At 57.5% G+C, this 19600-nt stretch carries 17 protein-coding genes and 1 pseudogene; 8 read left to right on the top strand and 10 right to left on the bottom strand.

Annotated features, from left to right (window positions below):
• From QO231_RS24645 to QO231_RS24630, 4 genes are all read right to left on the bottom strand, one after another.
• Nucleotides 1–250, bottom strand: a 250-nt coding sequence (locus tag QO231_RS24645; RefSeq protein WP_316782533.1) for a tyrosine-type recombinase/integrase, incomplete at its 3' end; no start/stop codon positions are given.
• Between the two features lie 275 nt (nucleotides 251–525).
• Nucleotides 526–870: a hypothetical protein gene (locus QO231_RS24640; protein WP_316782530.1), complete on the bottom strand. Its 345-nt coding sequence runs from the start codon at nucleotides 868–870 to the stop codon at nucleotides 526–528.
• A gap of 240 nt (nucleotides 871–1110) precedes the next feature.
• A complete protein-coding gene (gene imm40 / locus QO231_RS24635) occupies nucleotides 1111–1389 on the bottom strand; it encodes an Imm40 family immunity protein (RefSeq protein WP_316782527.1) in 279 nt (92 codons plus the stop codon).
• A 45-nt stretch (nucleotides 1390–1434) separates the two neighbouring features.
• Nucleotides 1435–3039, bottom strand: coding sequence for an RHS repeat-associated core domain-containing protein (locus QO231_RS24630; protein WP_316782524.1), 1605 nt, complete (start codon nucleotides 3037–3039; stop codon nucleotides 1435–1437).
• Between the two features lie 287 nt (nucleotides 3040–3326).
• Between QO231_RS24630 and QO231_RS24625 the strand changes: the two genes are divergently transcribed.
• From QO231_RS24625 to QO231_RS24615, 3 genes and pseudogenes are all read left to right on the top strand, one after another.
• Complete coding sequence (locus QO231_RS24625) at nucleotides 3327–3908, top strand: recombinase family protein (RefSeq protein WP_316782521.1); 582 nt, start codon at nucleotides 3327–3329, stop codon at nucleotides 3906–3908.
• A gap of 22 nt (nucleotides 3909–3930) precedes the next feature.
• Nucleotides 3931–5316 carry an ISKra4 family transposase gene (locus QO231_RS24620; RefSeq protein WP_316782518.1) on the top strand — a complete coding sequence of 462 codons (1386 nt, stop codon included), beginning with the start codon at nucleotides 3931–3933 and terminating at the stop codon, nucleotides 5314–5316.
• A 77-nt stretch (nucleotides 5317–5393) separates the two neighbouring features.
• Nucleotides 5394–5678 (top strand): annotated as a pseudogene (locus QO231_RS24615) (ISKra4 family transposase); the annotation flags it as partial.
• Between the two features lie 183 nt (nucleotides 5679–5861).
• On the opposite strand, the gene QO231_RS24610 reads toward QO231_RS24615, so the two are convergent.
• The 3 genes from QO231_RS24610 to mobQ form a co-directional block, all read right to left on the bottom strand.
• Nucleotides 5862–6314, bottom strand: coding sequence for a hypothetical protein (locus QO231_RS24610; RefSeq protein ID WP_316782515.1), 453 nt, complete (start codon nucleotides 6312–6314; stop codon nucleotides 5862–5864).
• Nucleotides 6311–12385 carry an RHS repeat-associated core domain-containing protein gene (locus tag QO231_RS24605; RefSeq protein WP_316782512.1) on the bottom strand — a complete coding sequence of 2025 codons (6075 nt, stop codon included), beginning with the start codon at nucleotides 12383–12385 and terminating at the stop codon, nucleotides 6311–6313. Before QO231_RS24605 ends, QO231_RS24610 begins: the two co-directional genes overlap by 4 nt.
• Nucleotides 12386–12987: 602 nt before the next feature.
• Nucleotides 12988–14289, bottom strand: a complete 1302-nt coding sequence (mobQ, locus tag QO231_RS24600; RefSeq protein WP_316782509.1) for a MobQ family relaxase — start codon at nucleotides 14287–14289, stop codon at nucleotides 12988–12990.
• Between the two features lie 678 nt (nucleotides 14290–14967).
• Between mobQ and QO231_RS24595 the strand changes: the two genes are divergently transcribed.
• From QO231_RS24595 to trfA, 3 genes are all read left to right on the top strand, one after another.
• The gene (locus QO231_RS24595) at nucleotides 14968–15396 is read left to right on the top strand and encodes a mobilization protein (RefSeq protein WP_316782506.1); all 429 of its coding nucleotides are present in this window, start codon (nucleotides 14968–14970) and stop codon (nucleotides 15394–15396) included.
• A complete protein-coding gene (locus tag QO231_RS24590) occupies nucleotides 15393–15983 on the top strand; it encodes a hypothetical protein (RefSeq protein ID WP_316782503.1) in 591 nt (196 codons plus the stop codon). Before QO231_RS24595 ends, QO231_RS24590 begins: the two co-directional genes overlap by 4 nt.
• Nucleotides 15984–16275: 292 nt before the next feature.
• Nucleotides 16276–17316, top strand: a complete 1041-nt coding sequence (gene trfA, locus QO231_RS24585; protein WP_316782499.1) for a replication initiator protein A — start codon at nucleotides 16276–16278, stop codon at nucleotides 17314–17316.
• On the opposite strand, the gene QO231_RS24580 is transcribed toward trfA, so the two are convergent.
• Both QO231_RS24580 and QO231_RS24575 read right to left on the bottom strand, forming a co-directional pair.
• Nucleotides 17313–17624, bottom strand: coding sequence for a hypothetical protein (locus QO231_RS24580; RefSeq protein ID WP_316782498.1), 312 nt, complete (start codon nucleotides 17622–17624; stop codon nucleotides 17313–17315). The two genes, trfA and QO231_RS24580, sit on opposite strands and share 4 nt — an antisense overlap.
• Nucleotides 17621–18349 carry a ParA family protein gene (locus tag QO231_RS24575; protein ID WP_316782495.1) on the bottom strand — a complete coding sequence of 243 codons (729 nt, stop codon included), beginning with the start codon at nucleotides 18347–18349 and terminating at the stop codon, nucleotides 17621–17623. Before QO231_RS24575 ends, QO231_RS24580 begins: the two co-directional genes overlap by 4 nt.
• 227 nt (nucleotides 18350–18576) lie before the next feature.
• Between QO231_RS24575 and QO231_RS24570 the strand changes: the two genes are divergently transcribed.
• Nucleotides 18577–18843 (top strand): type II toxin-antitoxin system ParD family antitoxin, encoded by a 267-nt coding sequence (locus tag QO231_RS24570; RefSeq protein WP_316782493.1) that lies wholly within the window; start codon nucleotides 18577–18579, stop codon nucleotides 18841–18843.
• Nucleotides 18803–19123 carry a type II toxin-antitoxin system RelE/ParE family toxin gene (locus QO231_RS24565; protein ID WP_316782490.1) on the top strand — a complete coding sequence of 107 codons (321 nt, stop codon included), beginning with the start codon at nucleotides 18803–18805 and terminating at the stop codon, nucleotides 19121–19123. Before QO231_RS24570 ends, QO231_RS24565 begins: the two co-directional genes overlap by 41 nt.
• Nucleotides 19124–19151: 28 nt before the next feature.
• Here QO231_RS24565 and QO231_RS24560 read toward each other — a convergent pair.
• Nucleotides 19152–19600: tyrosine-type recombinase/integrase (locus QO231_RS24560; protein ID WP_316782487.1), on the bottom strand; the 449-nt coding region annotated here is incomplete at its 5' end.

Here is a 19600-nt window from a genome sequence, read left to right as displayed (position 1 = left end):
TCAGCCGCGTCACCCAGAGCCGCGATTGCGCCAGGTCGGCATCATCGCGACGCAAGGCAATAGCTTCGGACACGCGCAGCCCGTGCCGGAACATCATCAGGATCAAAAGATGGTCGCGGATTCCGTGCCGGCTTTTCTTCGCCGCCGCGAGCAACTGGTCGATCTGCGCCTGGCCGAGATAGTCGCGCCCACGCTCATGGGCATCGACCGCGCGATCATCGCCACTCTTTACCTTTCGCCGATTGGCCACGTTTGCGCCTGTTCCTGAAAGCCCTGAACACAGGCTACCTCGCGGCACGGATGGTGGCAACTCTTTACACTAGGCGCTTAAAGTAAAGAGTTAGCCATCCCGGATTGCAACGGATGCTGCAACACTGCATTGTTGCAGAATTCGTTGTGCGGTAGCGGGTGGGGGCTGGCTTGCTCATGCCAGCCTCTTAACCATACGGGTTCGCACAGTGAATCCCTCATGACGCCAAGTTCTGCAACAATGCCCTTGTCCTCGGTGATCGCCGAACGCCATTTCTACCAAACCTCAATCGGTTTATGCGGACCAGGAAAAAAGTGAGCGGCTTCAGGCCCATCATCTTCTTTAGGAGTTATGGAAACTCTTACCGATTTTCCGGAATCGAAAATGATCAAAATATCGGATTTTCGGATTTTTACTTCTATAGCTTTATGTCCAATTATCGAGCACAACAGGTCGCGTGATCCACACTCAGGAACCCTTAAAATGCATCCATCGTGCTCAATTTCTATATCAGTTAAAGCCCTGATGATGCTTTCATCAAAATGCATTTCAACATAGTCATATACGAATGACACAGCTGATAGAGGTTTTCCCACTATGGATCTAATCTTCGATTCCATTCTACCAGGGCCTCAAGTAGTTATGAATTCTCGGATCATTCCTCGGTGCGGTATTCCCGCTCTTTGGGTCTACTGACTGACCCGATCAGTTCATGTAAATCGCGCGTTTTGCAAGGTCTATGCCGATTATGCTAACTTCTGACATGGATGCTTTCTCTTTGAGTGATGCTTTCTGAAACATCACAGTGGCACATTACGATGCCAGTAGGTGGGGGCATCCACGCCATCAACAAAGCCCATTCAAACGACAAGTGCATACAGAGTCTTTTGTTTTTCGGGTTCAGAATAAAGACGAACATAACGTCTTGCTTGGCTCGCGCTTCGCATTGCAAACTTAGAATTCGTCTCACCGTCTTCCATATTGCAGTACCAATTATCATAAGCTGGCCTTATTTCCCCCCCCCTTTTTTGGTAGACATCCCCGCCGAGGATAGGCACGGAAAGCTCCGTAAGCTTTGAAATAACTTCCAAAGCTTCTGCTTTTTCAAAAGCCCAGTTATGGACACCCAACTCAGACAAACTGTATCCTTGCGATATTATTTTCTCTACCTCTGGCCTCATCCCTTAATCTTTCTGAAAAAACCTGTGATTGATCAATCCATTAGGCTCCTTGACAAATTCGAAGTTTCCTCGATTTCCTCGATATCCACCGGGGATTTCCAACAATTCTCGAACAACTCCATCACCTCCCTTGAGAGATGTCACTTTACCGGAACTCTGAAACGCGCCGACGCTTTCTGGAAACGAGTGATGATCTCCTTTGGCCATCTGTTTAACAACCTTATCAGTGTATTTTGTGCCTGCAAAAAAGTCGCCTGTTTTTTGACCCGCAGTAGAAGCAGTCCGTGATCCATGTCCATAGCTCCCAACAGCCTTCAACCCGCCCGCCGCGATCCTTCCTACCCCGCCGGCAAGAGCACCCGGCGGGCCGGCACCTTGAATTGAGGCCCAAGCACCGGGATCACCGATCACAGTTTCGGTAGACAAATAGTCCGCAGCATTCGCAACGGGACGGATGAGTACGTACCCAATAGGGGATCGTGGTCCAAGCGTTTTTTCGTATGCCACCTGCGCCCCCAGCCCACTCGGATCGACCAGGTTCACCGGATCGTTTCCGACATAGGCATAGAGGTTGAGCCCGTCCTCGTAGCCGGTGGGGTCGGGGGACATGAAGCGCCCCAGCGTCGGGCTGTAATAGCGGGCGCGGTAGTAATAAAGCCCGGTTTCCGCGTCCCAGCGGCGGGCGGTGTAGCGGTAGGGATTGCCGGTCGTGTCCGTTGCGCTGTCATCCGGGATGCCGAAAGCGGAATAGCTGTGGCTGTCCTGCAGAACGCCGTCCTTGTTTGTCATGCCGATCACCGAGCCCTGCGGATCGGTCACGAAGAACCGCCGGACCGTGTCGCCCGCCCCGTAATACATCGCCACCGGCTCATCGACACCGGGGCCGTGGATAAAGCGGCGGAAGACCCCGCCCGAGGCGTTGGTGTCAGCGATGACATCTTCACCGTCATAGAGGAACAGCTTGTCCTCCGTGGTCGACCCGGTCACCGTCTTGGACGCGCGCCGCCCCAGCGGGTCGTAGCCATAGCTGGCGCTGGTATTCGGCCCGGTCGCCGAGATCAGCCGGTTCTCCGCATCAAAGACGTAATTCCAGTCTCCGCCATCGTCGGTCAGGTTGCCGTTGTCGTCATAGCCGAGTGTGAAGACCTGCCCGCCGCCCTGATCGACAGTCGTGATCTGGTTCAGCCGGTTGCGGGTATAGCTGTGGTTCAGGTTCGCTGGCGGCTCGTACACATAGGCCGGGTTGGACACGGTCATCGTGTCGATCTGGTTGCCTGGCAGATAGTCCAGCGTGAAGGTCACGTCATCTGCTGTGCCGTCCAGATCATGCTGCAACGTGTCGAGCGCACTGTCCGCCTCGTAGGTGTAGGTCGTGGTCAGCGCGCTGCCGTTATTCCAGAGTTCTTGTTCTTTCCGCCGACCCCGGTTGTCATAGGAATAGCTGGCGAGGGTCGAGCCCGGTGCCGCCGCCGTGCCCTGCCGGATTGCCCTGATCCGCCCGGAATCGTCATAGTCGTAATTGACGCTGATACCGTCCGGCCAGGTCAACTGGGTTCGGTTGCCCGAGAGATCGAGGAGATAGCTGACGGTACGGCCATCATCGGTCACCGTGGTCAGCCGCTTTGCTGTATCATAGGCATAATGGGGTCGAGTGGGGCTCAGTGTTAAAAACCCCTCTAAGCCGCCAAAACGTTCTTAAAATGTAGACGTATCAAGACATTCCAGGTTCCATGTCTTTACCAATGTCTCAAATAGGCACTCGTGGAAATCCTAAGATTTCTCGAGACATCAGCGCGTAAATCCACGGTGAGGAGTGCCTCAGACGCAAAAACGTTTGCTCGGGACAGCCTCAAAATCCTTAGAGGGGTTTTCTGCACCCAGCCTTACTCGACCCCATGTCCAGAACTTTTGCCTATGCCCGGGTCTCAACCATCGAGCAGACCCCGGAAAATCAGCTTCAGGAGATCGAGGCGGCGGGTTTCAAAGTGGAGCTGCATCGTATTGTTGCAGAAACCGTTTCCGGGTCCGTGGCCATCGCCCGTCGCAAGGGTTTCAGCCGTCTGCTGGATAAGATGGAACGGAACGATGTTCTGATCGTGACCAAGCTCGACCGGCTTGGCCGGGATGCTATCGATGTCAGCACCACCGTGGCCAAGCTGGAAAAGCTGGGTATCCGCGTGCACTGCCTGGCCCTTGGCGGCGTAGACCTGACCAGCTCGGCAGGCAAGCTGACCATGGGGGTGATCAACGCCGTCGCTCAGTTCGAACGTGACCTGCTGAATGAGCGCACCCAGTCCGGTCTGGCGCGCGCCAAGGCGCAGGGAAAACTGCTGGGTCGACCAGCGGCGCTGACGGTCGATCAACAGGCGCAAGTTCGGGCGCGGATCGAGCAGGGTGAGACGGTTTCGGCAATTGCCCGCGACATGGGTACCAGTCGGCAGACGATCATGCGCGCCCGGGATGCGCTGAAACCCTAATAACGAACAGGCAGGCAAACAAATGGACATCGAAATCGAGATCAAAATCACCAAGCCGGACGGGACAGCGCATACAGAGAAGATCGCAACCCTCACCAAAGGTGCTGATGCCATTGGCGAAATAGGATTATCGATAGGCGAGAGCAAAGAGCTTCTCCTGAAACTACAGCAAGAGATCGTCTCGGCCCAATGCGCAGTGTTCAGTGCAGAACGCTCCCGTTGCCCCTGCTGCGGGCGAAAGATGCGCTGCAAGGCGCGTGGGCAAATCCGGTATCGCACGGTGTTTGGTGATGTCGCAGTCGAAAGCCCCCGGTTCTATCATTGCCAATGCCACGAAGGTCCGGCCAACACCTTCAGCCCCCTGACGGACCTCTTGTCCGAGCACATCGCACCGGAACTGCTCTGGCTGGAAACGAAATGGGCGTCGCTGGTTTCCTTCAGGGTCACGGCAGATTTGCTCAAGGATGTACTCCCGATTGATAAGCGGTTGAACCCGGACACCCTCCGCCGACATCTTGGCCGCGTGGCGACGCGGATGGAATCTGAGCTGTCCGAAGGACGCTTCAGCTTCATCGAAACCAGCGCAGCTCAGCGGGAGAAGATGCCTAATCCCGAAGGCCAAATCACGGTTGGGATCGACGGTGGATATGTTCGATCCCGCGACAAGGGCCAATCGCATTTCGAGGTCACGGTAGGAAAATTGATCCCGCCGGATCGTCCAGATCGCTATCTGGGCCTGGTCCAGAGCCTGGATGACAAGCCGAAGCGACGATTGCACGAGGTATTGAAAGACCAGGGCTGGCAGGAAAACCAGCCGGTGACGTTCATGACTGATGGCGGAGATACCGTCATCAACATGGCCCAGCACATGGCACCTGCCTCCGAACACATTCTCGACTGGTTCCACATCACCATGCGCATCACCGTCATGCAGCAATATGTGAAAGGGCTCGCCCATCATAATCCAGAGGACGCAGAAACCATCGCCCGCCGTCTCCGCCAGATCAAAGGCTACCTCTGGAACGGTAACCTGCACGACGGTCAGTTGGTGATTGAAGACCTGATCTTCGATCTGGATGACACCGAAACGGATTACGCCAGTATCAAGGCCCTGCGCAAAGCGGTAAGCGAGTTCGAAACTTACATTGCGAACAATGCCGACATGATCCCGAACTATGCTGAACGGCGACGCTACGGCGAGCGCGTTTCCACTGGTTTCGTCGAAAGCACCGTCAATACCGTGGTCGGTAAGCGCTTCGGCAAACGCCAGCAGATGCGATGGTCAAAGCAAGGTGCTCACCTCATGCTTCAGACCCGAACACGCACCCTCGATGGCACCCTTCGAGGCAAATTCGAGCAATGGTATCCGGGTATGAAAGCGGACAAGAACACCAGAATCGCGGCCTGATCGCCCCGCACTTTGCGGTACTCTCCCTGGAGGAGATCGAGACGGAATATGCCAGCATTAAGGCCCTTCGCAAAACGGCGGCCGAATTCGAGACGTACATCGCCAACAACAAGAACATGATCCCGAACTACGCCGAGCGCCGCCGATACGGCGAGCGTGTTTCCACCGGCTTCGTAGAGAGCACCGTCAATACCGTGGTCGGCAAGCGCTTCGGCAAACGGCAGCAGATGCGCTGGTCAAAACAGGGGGCCCACCTCATGCTGCAAACGCGAACGCGTACCCTCGATGAAACACTCAGGGCCAAGTTCGAGCAGTGGCATCCCGGGATGAAACCGACTGACGAAACCGCCATAGCCGCCTGATTGCCCCACACTTTGCGGTACTCTCCTAATTCCAGTCTCCGCCATCGTCAGTCAGGTTGCCGTTGGCACTATAACCCAGCGTGAAGGTCACATCATCCGCCGTGCCATCCAGATCGTGCACCATCGTGTCGAGCGCACTGTCCGCTTCGTAGGTAAGCGCTGACGTCAGACAGACGTTGGGTCTCAGGTCGATTCATCAAGCAGATAGAACTCGATATTTGCCGCGCCCTCGCCAATTTCTTCCAAAAAAAACCTACCGTCTGGCATCAGTATTTCCGCATAAGGCACTCCATCCATCATCGTACCTCTTGGGTCTATGAATTTTATCCCCATGTGATTTCCAGAACGCAGGCTTATCTTCTCATGCTTGCAAAATATGCTTCCTGATCTTTGAGTCTTACAGACAGGTCGACTCATAGTGATGTCTATCTGTAGTATCGCTGTCATATTTCCAAAGTACGATAATTCTCGAGTAGTTTCCAAACTTGGCACTTCCCCCAATACAATAATTCCAAATAGGAAACTTTCAATTAATTCTAAACACTCATCTTCCATTGAGTGTAGCACAGCTAATTCGTGATTTGAGAAACGGCACAGTTTTATCCACGACTCGACTTTTGATGTTACATTTTTCATTGTGGGGCGCCTGTCCTGATCCCACCCGGTCGAGCCGCGTCTACTAAGTCAATTTTTCTAACGTCGATACCCTGCCTAGACACCCCGCTTCTTACACTTCCATCAGGGAGTTCGTTCCTAAAGTTCGGGTGCGTGTGCGGCGATTTCCCATTGTGAGGGCGAGATGGATGAAAATCTACTCTCTTGAAAGCTTCAAAGGAGCTATTCCTAATAGTGTTGCTACCTTGAACAGTATCACTGACTTTTCGGCCGCCGGGTATTTTTGTTCCCCTTGTATGCAACTGAGACGCGTTGATTTGCATCCGCGGCAAAGACACGCCCAACCGAGGAATGGATGCTGAGCCTCCTCCACCTTCTCCTGGAAGGATTGAAGAACGTAGAGTGCCTGGCGGCCTACGCCCTGTGTTTGTTTTGTCTTGAGTAACCTGAAAGCTCCCAAAATCATCGAAGCTCGCCGAACCATCGTATGAGGTAGTGACGACTGAATACCCGGACGTCGCACCGCCAGGATACAACTTGGTCCCACTGGGATCCGTCAGGTTCACCGGATCATTCCCGACATAGGCGTAGAAGTTAAGCCCGTCCTCGTAGCCGGTGGGGTCGGGGGACATGAAGCGCCCCAGCGTGGGGCTGTAATAGCGGGCGCGGTAGTAGGAAAGCCCGGTTTCCGCGTCCCAGCGGCGGGCGGTGTAGCGGTAGGGATTGCCGGTCGTGTCGGTTGCGCTGTCATCCGGGATGCCGAAAGCAGAATAGCTGTGGCTGTCCTGCAGAACGCCGTCCTTGTTTGTCATACCGATCACCGAGCCCTGCGGATCGGTCACGAAGAACCGCCGGACCGTGTCGCCCGCTCCGTAATACATCGCCACCGGCTCATCGACGCCGGGGCCGTGGATAAAGCGGCGGAAGACCGCGCCCGAAGCGTTGGTGTCAGCGATGACATCTTCACCGTCATAGAGGAACAGCTTGTCCTCCGCCGTCGACCCGGTCACCGTCTTGGACGCGCGCCGCCCCAGCGGGTCGTAGCCGTAGCTGGCGCTGGTATTCGGCCCGGTCGCCGAGATCAGCCGGTTCTGGGCATCAAAGACGTAATTCCAATCCCCGCCATCGTCGATCAGGTTGCCGTTGTCGTCATAGCCGAGTGTGAAGACCTGCCCGCCACCCTGATTCACCGTCGTGATCTGGTTCAGTCGGTTGCGGGTATAGCTGTGATTCAGGTTCGCGGGCGGCTCGTACACATAGGCCGGGTTGGACACAGTCATCGTGTCGATCCGGTTGCCTGGCAGATAATCCAGCGTGAAGGTCACGTCATTCGCCGTGCCGTCCAGATCGTGCGCCATCGTATCGAGCGCACTGTCCGCCTCGTAAGTGTAGGTCGTGGTCAGCGCGCTGCCGTTATTCCAGAGTTCTTGTTCTTTCCGCCGACCCCGGTTGTCATAGGTATAGCTGGCCAGGGTCGAGCCCGGTGCCGCCGCCGTGCCCTGCCGGATTGCCTTGATCCGCCCGGAATCGTCATAGTCGTAATTGACGCTGATACCGTCCGGCCAGGTCAACTGGGTTCGGTTGCCCGAGAGATCGAGGAGATAGCTGACGGTACGGCCATCATCGGTCACCGAGGTCAGCCGCTTTGCTGTATCATAGGCATAATCGATTACATGGGCCGCGCCGGTCGCGTATTTGACGCGCGTTTGTCGCCCCGCCAGATCATATTCGTATTCGACCTTCTGGCTGCCCGCCGGGTTTTTGGACTTCAGCCTTTCCAGCACGTCATAGGTCATGACGATATTCTGGCCCGCCCTTGTCGTGAACCGGTTGAGACTTCCGTTGATATTGTAGCGGAACACTTCCTTGTCGTTCGGATTCGCGGTGTTCACCGCTCCGAGGTCCGGGTAGTGCGTTTGTATCAGCCGGTCGAGCCCGTCATAGAGGAACTCGGTCCGGTTGTTTCTCGCGTCCCGGATGGCGGTATTGTTGCCGTTCGGATCGTATTCATAGCGGGCGGTGATCTGCTGCTCGCCGTCCATCTCTGTCCGGGTCCGGATGACCTGGCTCGCCGCATCGTAGAAGGTCCGGAATTTGCGTCCATCCGGATCGGTGGTGATGATCAGCCGGTCGAGAAGATCATAATTATACTTGGTTTCGGCCCCGTCCGGAGAAATCTCTTCTTTCAACAGACCGTTGTTGTAGTACCTGGTCTCCCAGCTCTGCAGCACTGTGCCGGTGCCACCGCCGGTGGCATTGCAGGCCAACCCGTTGACGCCGCCGGACACCAGATTCGTGGTCTTGACGCGGCCATCCTCGTCATAGTCGAGCCGCGTGCGCGGCAAGGGGGCAGCGCCAGGACCGGTTAGGGGCGGAACCGTCGCTCGCAACTGCCGTTCGCAGTCAAAGATGCTCTTGTTGATCCGGTCCTCCGGATCGGTTGTCGTGGCGATGTTCCCCCAGTCATCATAGGTAAAGGCCGTCTTCAGATCGAGCCCTGCAGGATCGATCTCCATCTCCAGCAGATTGCCCGTCGCCTGCTCGATCACGAGTTCGGTGATGAGACTGGTCGGATCAGTGGTCTTCTGCAGCATCCCGGTACGCGGGCCATTGGGATAATACTCGAAAGTGGTAACCGGCGTTCCGCCCGGGACTGTTGGCTCCGTCCGGGTCAGCAGGTTTCCGTTGGCATCGTAGGTGAAGGTGGTGTCCTGATTGCGCGGATTGGTATGCTTGCGCAGCTTGTACTTCTTGCCCGAGCCCCAATAGGTGAAGCTCTCCGTAAGTGTCGGCCCGCCGCGATCCACGTCAGGTTCGGTGACGATCGTCGTCACGTTGTGGGTACAGCGCGTAGCGCAGGTGGCGTCGTCATAGGTGAAACGGCTGCTGTTGCCCTCGGGCAGCGTCTTTTCGACCAGCCGGTCCAGTCCATCGTATTCGCTGAGTGTTTCACGTCCCAGCTGATCGACTGTCCGGACAACATTGCCCCGGTCGTCTTGATACCAGATTCGACTGTTCCCGTATGGATCAACCTCTTCGCTGCGCGTCCCGGCGATGAAATACTGATAGGGATTGTCAGTTCCGGTCGAGGGGTTGGTCTGCTCCATGACCCGCCCCAGACTGTCATAAACATTCTTCACGAAGTTGGTGCTTGGAAAGGAAGGGTAACGGATCCGCGTCATCCGCCCCCGTGCGCTATAGAAATACTCGGTGGTATTACCTTCTGCGTCGGTAAAGGATTTGAGATCGCCGTCCCCCTGGTAGTCATAGGAAACCGATCGCCCAAGCGTATCGGATACGTTGTCGATCCGCCCATTGGCATCGTACTGGATGTCGAGCGTCCACCCGAATTCGTTTGAGACCTGGTCGAGGCGCGTCTCAGCATCATAGGACAACGTCACATCAAAACCGTTGGCGTTTTGCCAGGTCGAGAGCTTGCCATCGCCGTCAAAGGACAGCGTGTTTCCATCCAGCGTCTCGTAGATGAACACACCCTCGTTCGGCTCGGTCAATCTGGCGGTTGATTTGTTCGGCGGATTGAACCCGAGCGCGCCGGGCAGCTTCACGAAGGTTTCGGACGCGCCGGGGATCGCGACAGTGACGGCGTTGTCAAAGAGATGCCGCGTGCCCCAGTCCTGAAGCAACGTCGCCACGATCACTTCCTTGAGCGTGGGATCTGCGCTGTAGACCTGTTTGCTGAGGTAGAGCGCAACGATCATTGCCGCCGCATCAACCGGAGAATCCGCGCCCAGCCCCTGAAGACTGTCACTGTATCTGCTGGCTTCAAGGTTCAGGTTATGTGTCCAGCCATAGCCGAACGGCCCGTCCAGCAGGCGCGATCCGGAACTATAGGACCGTTGCAAGCCCAGGCCATATGGAAAGCTCCGGCTGCCAACCGTCATATCGGTGGAATCGTAAACGTAATCGCCGGTGAAGGTATTGACCGGATCACTGATGAGAGTCCCTACCGTATGGGCAGCATTCGAGGCCCACCCCAGGATCGTACCTTGCTCCTCGGCATTCCGGCTGGTGTCCTCCTTGATCTGTGGCTGTTTGGCAAACCCTCCGTTCAGAGACCCGCCGATTATGTAGCCGAGTGAAATTCGCGTCTGATCGGAGTTCGATCCATAGCTCAGGTACGTATTCCCGCTCCAGGACCCACTGACGATCGTACCGTCTTCCGGCAGGTAAAACGTGTAATCGAGCCCCAGTGGCTGAGAGGACAGCGTTTGTCTGATATGGTCGAGTTGGCTGCTGCTCCAGCCGTTGCTCTCAAGTGTGGCGCGAGCCTGATCGAGTTCACCGACCGATGCGATTTCATAGAACGCGCCGCCACCATTGCTGCCGTTGTTCTCGGCAAAGAGAGTGACAGTCGAAACCTCGTTATCATGCGTGGTCGACTGCGCGATCGTCGTAGATTCGAAGGCAGAACGTGGGCCGGCCATCGCCAGCGCCATTGCGGCCCGGTCAATCGTTGCGCTAGTTCGTGAGGCCGATGTTCCAGAAGATCCGGGGATGTCGACATAGGGCGACGCGGTTTGCCCGGCCACTCCGATATCATGTGTCGCAATTCTCCAGATCTCAAAAAGGCCATTTGAGATCTGCCTCGCCTGCGTTGACTGAACCAGCCAGCTCACCGCATTGATCTGAAGGGCCTCACCAGCCACCTGCTCCGATGTCAGAGAATGTCCGTCATCAATCAGATATTCCTTCTGCCGCTTCCTGTGATAGGCCAGCCTCGCGCCGCCGATATCTCCCCAGCCGTTGAGGATCGCGAAGATGTTGCCGTCATCAGTACCCAGCGACATCTGGATGTTGTTCTGATCGCCAGGGCCAGAACCCGGCACGGGTGGACCGGTGAAGGAGGTCGGGTATGGATGATCGGCACAGGCATGCAGCGTCATGCTGCCAGGCGACACTGTCCAAGTCTCTCTCAGAACGCCGTCCAGACGCAATTCGGCAGCAGCGTTGCCCGCCATCGAAACCGTCAGCCGCTGGGCATCGATCTCATCCGCGTAGAAAAGTTCACCGCTCGACGTGCAATCCGTGCCGTTCGTCAGACGCAGGCGGGTTCGGTAAACAGTGTCAATACTGTCGGTGCCAATATCAGGTGTCGTACCGGGAAAGAGATTAGGATTGCTTGTCTCACGAACCGGGGCCTCATCAACCTGAACAATTGCCAGTCCACCGACAATATCGCTCATCGTTGCTGTGGGCAGGGTCGTACGGATATGTGACACCAGATTGTCGGCATAGACGTCCAATTTGTCCCCGAGACGGGTGTATTTGATGCCGGACAACCTGTTGCCGTTCAACGTACCACTGGCCGCGCCGAACAGGCCGCAATCCGGATCGGTCACTCCGCCGCCACAGCCGCCAAATTTCTTGTAGCCCAATACCGAGTTGAAATTCGCCAGACGCGTCTTCACCTCATGCGTCTTGAGAGACGGATCGAAGGTGTACCAAACCCCCGCAATCTCTACCTGTGCCCAAGCGTGCAGAAAGGTAACGCCAATGCGATTGTCCTCTTGATCTGTCACGAACCTGACCGGGATATGGCCTTTTGCCAGTATTTCACCGCCCACTTCCGGACCGCCCACCGTTCCCAACCAGGTGTTCAATCGCGCGGTTGGCAGCCAGATTTCTCCATAAATGAACCGGGCCTCATACCCAGCGGATTCCGCCATTTGAATGAACAGATTGGTTTGATCAAAAGGGTTTCCTGATCCGTCCAGGAGCGTGCCGAGAGGGCCCTTTGCCAAGCCATAGGTCGGCGTCAGCTCAATCTCGTTGTAGACATACTGGTAGATCAGATCGATGTTGTTTCGAAGCGATCGCGCCAGCTCTGCAACATCCGGCACAACCTGCGAGGTGGCCGCTGCCGGAGCCGGCAGAGTATCTCCGGTGGCCATCTCTTGCGCATCCCGCAATGCATCGAAGTAAGCCTCCGCTTCCTGAGGCGTTACCGGCTCCGGAGAAACAGACCAGAACCCGGGCGCAGAACCCTGCGCTTGCACTGCCTGCGGACTGCCCCAGGCCCCCGCGAACGCAACGGTCAGAGCAAAAATCGACAGTTTTACTATCCCCGGCATCGTATCTTTACCCCGTTTTTCTGAAAGATTTTTCTGGCGCTATGGCGCGTTACTTGCCCGCACAACCGCTCACTGGACTGCAGACCGGTTCGGAGACATTTTGCGGGGAGGGCGCCGATTGCGCACCTGTCTCCGAAGCGGCTGGCAGTGCAGCTCCGGATGCAGCGGCCCCCAAAACGCTGAAGGTCAGCCGATTGTTGGCCGGGTCGTAATCATAGCCCGTATCGGGTCCTGCGGTGTTTGTGGAACTGACGAGCCGGCCCAGCTCATCGTAGCCATAGGACATCGTCGATTGAGATAGGGCCGCATTCGCAATGACAGAGAGCACTGCAAATATCAGAATCCGGAACGGGATCCGGTGGGCCGCAGAAAATTCAAAAGACATTCGGGTATCCCCTCAAACTCGTCACATTTGCGGACAATCTATTCCGCTCGGTCGCGCCAGACTAAAAATCCCGGAAAATCTGGAATCCGAAAATAAATCATAGAGCGCATGGAATCATCAATTACACGCTATGGTAATTGTTCCCGCCTCTCGATCAACCCTGATGTTCGCGCTGGAAAATCGACGGCGGGGCCAAAAAACTGAACTCCGTCTTTCTTCACAGCCCCCAGCCATCGCTGATATCTCTGCCGATATGCCGTGTTTTTTCCAGCTCCAGTTCGCGCTGTTCTTTGATCTCGTTTGCGCGGGTATTGACGGGCCTCGCGATATCGTCGAACTCACAACCGAGCCGCTCGGCGGCCTGCTTCACCTGTGAGACCAGCACCTGCTGACGCTGTTTGGCGACATCAAGATCCTCGATCTCACGACTGTCCTGCCAGGCTTCGGCGATCCTCTCGACAAACTGCCCGCGTGCAGCTTCCAGCGCTGCCACCCGCTCCGCCTCGCGTGCCTGCGCCCTTTCGGCGTCCAACACCCGCTGCCGCTCGGCTTCACGGTCCTCATAGGCCTGTGTGAAGTTGGCTGCGAAGTCTTTGGCCCCTGCCCCGGAAAACAGCGTCCGCGCCGCCTCGGTGGCGGCACTCAGGCGGCTGGCATCGGCCTCCCGTGCCGAAGTATAGGCCTCCCGGGCCTGGACCATCCGCTCCAGCAGGTCAGCCATGAGACTGCGCTGCTGGCGCACCCCATGCACCTGCGCCCCGCGCTCGGTGACGGGTTCGTACTCGGTGCCGTCCCGCTCGGCCTCACGGATGGCCTTGCGCTCCATACTACTGGCCGCTGGCCCCAGCTTGATCTCCGGATCGCGGTCCAGCGTCATGGCGACCAGCTCCTCGCCGCGCTCCAGCGCCGCCTCGCGCTGATCCTCCAGCGAGCGATGATCGACACGCGCTTCAATTTCCGCACGCTCAAGCGCCGCGTTCTGCATCTGCGCCCAGAGACCGCGCATGTCCGCGATCTCCGCCCCGCCGGTCTTGGCCGCATCCAGAATGCGCGTCTTGTCGGTCAGCCCCTCTGACGCCAGTACACGGGTGGTGGTCAGGATATGCGCATGGTGGTTGCGCTGATCCCCCTCGCGGTGCGGCGCGTGCAGGGCAACATCCGCCGCAATGCCGTAGCGGTCCACCAATGCCTGGGCAAAGCCGCGCGCCAGATCCGCGCGTCCCTCGGCTGTCAATTCCGACGGCAAAGCCAGCTCCCACTCCCGCGCCGTGACGGAATTGCGCCGGGTCTCGCGATCCTCCACCGCGTTCCACAGGCCGGCGCGATCCGACGCCCAGGCAGGCGCGCCGGCCGGTACCAGGATGAAGGTCTCCTCGATGCCCTGTTTGCGCGTATAGTCATGCACCCGGCCCTCGCGCTCACAGGACAGCCGTTCGCCAGCACGATAGGCGGCAGCCGCCGTGGCGGTACGCCCGACGCTGCGCTTCACGGTCTTGACGCTGAGATGGTAGCTCGCCACGCGCCCTACCCTCGCCGCAAACCGGACAGCGCCGCAGATGCCACGCGACCCTCTCCGATCGCCAGCCACCCGGGATGGGACCGGGTGTGATCAGGAGAAGGGGCACGTACGCAGGCACGTCCCTTTTGCTCCGCCCGCCGCGCCCCACACCGCTGGGCGGGCGGAGCAAAAGGCAGCAGCGGTGCAGGCGACCACACGGACGCCAAGCCGGTGCTTGCCCTGTCCAGGCCCTCCCCCTGCCCAGCCACACAGGTGGTGACAGGGAGAGGGTAAGACAGGGCCGTTTGCCGAACAAGCGCCGCGCGGCAAACCCGCTCGGGAACAGGGTCATAGGACCCACCGTTCCGGAGCGGCCGGGCTGACACCGCCACCAGCAGACCAAGCACCCGCAAGGTGCCCCGGGCGTCCTGGCGGCGCGTCAGCCCGGTACGCAATCCAATCGCGCAGATTGGTTCTGGAGAGTTTGAGAGGGCGGATAGCGCCTCTCTGTCCAATGCGCGAGGTCGCATTGGATGGGGACGCCGTCGGCGGGGGCTTTGCCCCTGGGAGACCGCACGCAAAGCTCGGAAAGAACGAAGTGAGTGCAGAGTTTGCATAAGTGCGCCATTCAATCTCAAGAGCTTTCATGGTAAGCCCATCCCAACGTAGCGCGATGACCTCTCCAAAGGAACCCTCTTCATGGCTGACCCCAATCTGGAAAAGCTCGAACGACAGTATGAGCAGGCCAAGGCACGGCTGCAATCCGCCCGCGCTCGAAAGGCCGCGAAGGACCGCAAGCTCGATGCCCGGCGCAAGATCATCCTCGGCGGCGCACTGATCGAAAAGGCCAGCCGGGATCCGGAGGTGACCAGGTTGCTGATGTCTCTGGTCGCGGGTCTTGCCCGGGCGCAGGACCGGAAGGCGTTTGAGGGATGGTCTCCCCCTGCCCCGGAGGCAGAGGGGAACGCAGGTGGTGGTTCAGGCGGAGACGTCAGCTCCGGGACCGGGCGGGCGTCGGGGGAACGAGGCGAAGGGACCGGCGCAACGGACCAGGCTGGCGGGCAGGAGGCTGAAGCCGATGGTGCTGCGGAACGTGACGGGGGCGTCCGGATGGAGAGACGGCCATGAGTAGAGCCACGGATGCGGGACAGAGCTCGGAAGGCTGGGACAGTCTGCGTGATGTCTTCCACAAGGAGATCAGCGAGAATGGCGGCGACAGCGCCAAGGCGTTCATCGCGACCCTGGATGAACTGGACGCCCGCATGGGGGTCTCGGATGAGCAGGTCGCGCAGAACACCCTGACGTTTGAGGCGCTGGCAACGTGGCTCAAGATCACCGATGACCAGCTCAAGGGAATGCCGCAGCAGATTGACAACAGCACGGCGCGGGGTGTGGGCCGTCTGAGCGCCGCCACAGAGCTGGCGGCAGGCAAAGGGGCCCGAGAGGGTGCCATGGCCTCACAGACTGCCCTGGAGACGCTGAGACGCACCGTAGAGGCCTACGAGGCCCGCAGGCAGCAGATCACCCGCAGAGCGGCACTGGGATTGCCGCTGGTCTTCTCAGCCGCTTTGATCGCCGCCTTCCTCTTCGCCAGCTTTGTGATCCCCGCCTTGCCCCGGGGCTGGCAATGGCCCTGCACCTTCATCGGCGCTGAGTTTAGGACAAACATCGATGAGAATAGTCCGATCACCTTCTGTGTCATCGTCAGGGAGTGAAATGGGAAGGCTCTGCCTGTAGCCCGCTTCTTCTTGGTTTTCTGGGCACCGCGCACAGGATCCGAGGAGCGAAACAGTGCTCTTTGAGCACGTCCAGAGAAAACCCGGGTGTTATATATGTGTTAAATTAGTGTTACGCGTCATCTATCTGATCCTATCCATCTGATAGTAAATGATTTCCACACATCTCCGGTGGGTGATAACACGAAATTTGGTGGGTGATAACACGAAAAATGGTGGGTGATAACACGAATCTCTTGACCGCAGTGTGTGAAAACACGAATGTGCGGACATGGTGGGTGATAACACGAATTCACGATCTCCGCTTTTGCCGGATCGGATGCAGCAGGCAGACTTCTTCGTCTGCGATATTTTCGATGCCGCGCCGAAGGGCGATATGGCATCGATGGAGCACCCGATCTTCTCGATTTCAACGAAGCCAGATCGGCACATCCGCCGATATGAAAATGGGCAGAACTTCGTTGAGGTTACCCCTTCTGTGAAGGGGTTGGCGACGGTCCATGACCGTGACGTTCTGATCTATTGTATCAGCCAATGCATCGCAGCTCTGAATGAGGAACGTGAGGTCAGTCCGACTATTCGTTTCAGGGCATATGACCTATTGAAGGCTACCAATCGTGGAACGGACGGACGGGGCTACGAACAACTCAAGGCTGCGCTGGAACGCCTACAGGGTACCGTGATCACGACGAACCTAATCACCGGCGGCAAGGAAGAGTTCGATGGTTTCGGATTGATCGACCGGTTCAGGATCGTTCGAGAGACACGTGACGGACGGATGCAGGAAGTAGAAATCAGGCTTTCGGATTGGGTGTTCAATGCCATCCGGCATCGTGAAGTTCTTACCCTACACCGCGACTATTTTCGCCTGCGCAAGCCCTTGGAGAGACGAATATATGAGCTCGCTCGCAAGCATTGCGGGGTAAAAAAGGGATGGAAGATCGGGCTGGAAAAGCTGCGAGCCAAATGCGGTTCCAGCTCCACTGAAAAGGAGTTTCGCCGCCTAGTCATGAACATCGTGCGCCAAGATGGGCAACATGCCCACATGCCGGATTATGCCGTTCGATTGGAAGGCGACATGGTGATCTTCACCAATCGGCGGAGTGATCAGTATGGAACTACCGCCCCTGCCCTCCCGTACATTCGGCTCGACCCTGAAGCCTACCATGACGCGCGGACGGTCGCGCCGGGATGGGATGTGCATGTCCTCGAACAGGAATGGCGAGGGTGGATGACGGAACCGCCCCGCAATCCCAACGCTGCTTTCATCGGGTTCTGCAGGAAAGTCTTCGAAAGGCGCGGTAGACCTTAGCCGGACTCGTTTCGCCTCTCCGACAACAATAGTTCAAGGCCCTGCCAGAGCGTCAGATTGCGCTCGCGGCAGAACGCCCGGAATTGATCGACAACACGCTTGGGGCCCGGAATTGAAACCTTGTCCTGAGGCTCTTTGCGCTTCGGGCCAGGTTTCAGTCGCGTGAAGGCTTCTCGGCTGACAAAACCCAAGGATTTGCCAGCCTCGACAGCCTTCTCAACAGAATCCGGTTCGACTTTGGGCCGCGTTTTGGAAGGCCCCGAGGGCTTGGGGAGTTCGATTCCGCCACCAAATCCGTACTTGCTCATACTTTCTTCTCTTTTGTGAGGGCATGAATGACAGCCTGGGCATAGTCACGTGCGTTCTCGATGGCACCGACTACCTGCTTCATGGCCTTATCGGTAACAGATGCAGTCTTGCCTTCGTGCTCCTTCGTGACGATGTCGGGCAATTCCGCCAGAAGCACCCCGTCGCGGAAGATGCGGGTAAAGGGCGCGCGTTTTGCGATGCGGATTGGCAATGTTGGGATTTCGTTGATCGCCATCTCCTGTCGCACATCGCGCTCATCCGTGGTCTGGAAGGCCGCGTTGGTCCGCGTGAACAACAGCGAATACGCGATTGGCGCGCGGATCATACTCGATGTGGTTTGCACAAGCCGAACGGCCGCTGCGGCCTGCCGAGCTTCCATGGGCGAACCATCAAGCGGGATAACGCAAAGGTCCGTCCGGGAAAGCGCAAAGGTGACAATTTGATCCTTCGATCCTTCTAGGTCGATGATCAAGTAATCTACCTCGCCGGAGAGGCGATCAATCAGCTCAACGGTGTCTTCAGGTAGAGGGCGCGCATGAACTACAAAAGGCACATCGCGCCCGTCCGCCCTCCTGCCTTCAGACCAAGCGAGAATATTGGCATTTGGATCAAGATCGAGAATGGAGACCCGACCGCCCGAAAGGGCGATCTGTTCAGCAAGAAGCATGGCGGAAGTCGTTTTCCCCGATCCGCCCTTCGGGTTTGCGAAGGTAATGACATACATGCCAACCATAGTGAAAAACAATAACTTTAAAGTCAATGATAACTTTATCTATAACTCTAGAGTTTATTTCATTAATGCGCATCCAGCCCGAATCTATTTCCTCGGACCTCTTAACCAGAATGCCGATGTAGGAGGCGGACAGTATCGTAACGGGACGTGGGAGAAGGTTGCAGGCTGGAATATGAACTATTATGATCTGTTATGAGTAAAGAGCTGGAGGCCACATCATGTCCCGACTGACCATCTCGATGCCAGATCAGATGAACGATTGGGTCGAAGCCCAAATCGACGCCGGCCGCTACGGCAACGTCAGCGAGTATTTCCGCGACCTAGTGCGCCGTGATCAGGATCGTAGGGAAACCGCGATCAGGGAGCTGCGCGATATGCTCGATCGGGCAGAAGCAAGCGGTATCAGCCAGCGTTCATTGCCCGAGATACTGGATACGGCGCGGAATGAAGCCCGGCAAAAGGGCTTGCTGCGTGGTCAGGGTTGAATTCACAGAAGATGCTGAGCGCGATCTGATCGACATCTTTCTCTACGGAATTGAGCGGTTCGGCATGGCGAAAGCCGAAAACTACGTCGAAACGCTTAACGGAAAAATCGAAACTGCAGCCGCAAACCCAAGCTTCGGGGCGGACTACAGTTTTGTGCGCAAGGGCCTGCACCGCTACGAGTGCGTCTCCCATGCCATCTACTATCGACAGGTCGCAGAAGGAATCCGCGTCCTGCGCATTTTACATGGCCGCATGGATCCTGGTCGGCACATTGTATGACAGTCCAAACCCGCGTGCCCAGCCACTCTCACCACAGCCCATCGAACCGGCTGGCGGCGGTGCGCGTATAATGCGCCGTGTGCCGGGGGTCGCGATGCCCGAGGTAATCCTGGATCAGCCGCAAGTCATATCCGCGATTGGCCAGCGCGAAGCCGCAAGAGTGCCGCAGCATATGCGGATGAGCGCGACCGAGTCCGGCGCGTTTTCCAGCCATGCCGACGATATAGTTCACCGCCTGTCGAGTCAGCGGCTGTTGGCGCTCGGAGATAAACAGCCAGGGTAGGGCATCGTCGCGCATGGCAAGCCAGCGACGCAGAGCGCGCAGCTCGTCGCCTTCGACCGGGTGTTCCACGCTGAGCCCGTTCTTCAGCCGCGTCACCCAGAGCCGCGATTGCGCCAGGTCGGCATCATCGCGACGCAAGGCAATAGCTTCGGACACGCGCAGCCCGTGCCGGAACATCATCAGGATCAAAAGAT

This window comes from Sedimentitalea todarodis (assembly GCF_032595355.1).
GTDB classification, from domain to species: Bacteria; Pseudomonadota; Alphaproteobacteria; order Rhodobacterales; family Rhodobacteraceae; genus Sedimentitalea; species Sedimentitalea todarodis.
This window is presented reverse-complemented; position numbering and strand designations above follow the sequence as displayed.